2 protein-coding genes are annotated in these 741 nt (G+C 37.7%); one reads left to right on the forward strand and one right to left on the reverse strand.

The window, feature by feature from the left end:
• Positions 1-132: 132 nt before the first annotated feature.
• Positions 133-339, reverse strand: a complete 207-nt coding sequence (locus DW677_RS18105; protein WP_035779437.1) for a helix-turn-helix transcriptional regulator — start codon at positions 337-339, stop codon at positions 133-135.
• A gap of 168 nt (positions 340-507) precedes the next feature.
• Here DW677_RS18105 and DW677_RS18110 point away from each other — a divergent pair.
• Positions 508-741: hypothetical protein (locus DW677_RS18110; RefSeq protein WP_117567943.1), on the forward strand; the 234-nt coding region annotated here is incomplete at its 3' end.

Raw genomic sequence — 741 nt, forward strand, 5'->3', positions numbered from 1 at the left:
TTGTGAGGATTATCGTTATATTTACGGAGATAATAAAAGTAATAGCAGGACACTTCTGGACACAATGTCCAAAGGTGTAAAAGAAAAAAGAGCAACAAAAAAGGCATTGTCAATCAATCATAAACAATACCTCTACTTGTCATCTGGAACATATTCCATAATATCTTCAATCCGGCAGTCAAGTATCTGACATAGCCTGTTCAGAATAATGGTCTTTACCACCATATTTTGCCGGAGTCGCTGAAGCTGTGCTTTGTCAATGCCGTAATCTTTAATGAGCTGGTACTGACTGATGTTCTTAGCCTTAAGCGTTTGCCAAAGTGGATCATATTTAATCATACAGGCAACTCCTTTCCTACCTTGTATTTTAATGGCAGGGAACTTATAATAATATGGTGCGTGTATGCACCATAAAATATGCAAATGGTAAAAACGATAATGATTATTTCAGAAGAATGAGGATATAGATGCAGGTAGTGTGGTTTTGAAACAGGAGGATGGTTAATCGTGAAAGAAAAATACATTACAGACGATGAAAGGGAGAAATGCAGAAAAGTTGCAGATGCTTTTGCAGAGCTGTATGAGATTGAAAATATACTTGTTGTGGATGCTGGAAGATATGGTTTTGTCAAGTTACAGTATTATAGACCACCGCAAGGTTTTGAAGATGCAATTACCTTTACGGATAGCCGGAGCATGTTTGAAAACTTGTGGGAGGAATGGTTTGACACGCAGCTGTTC

Origin of the sequence: Clostridium sp. AM25-23AC (genome assembly GCF_003435125.1) — a bacterium.
GTDB classification, from domain to species: Bacteria; Bacillota; Clostridia; order Lachnospirales; family Lachnospiraceae; genus Pilosibacter; species Pilosibacter fragilis.

What these genes read in the sequence shown, in the direction of transcription:
- DW677_RS18105 (WP_035779437.1), bottom strand. Translation starts at nt 339, where the DNA reads ATGATTAAATATGATCCACTTTGGCAAACGCTTAAGGCTAAGAACATC.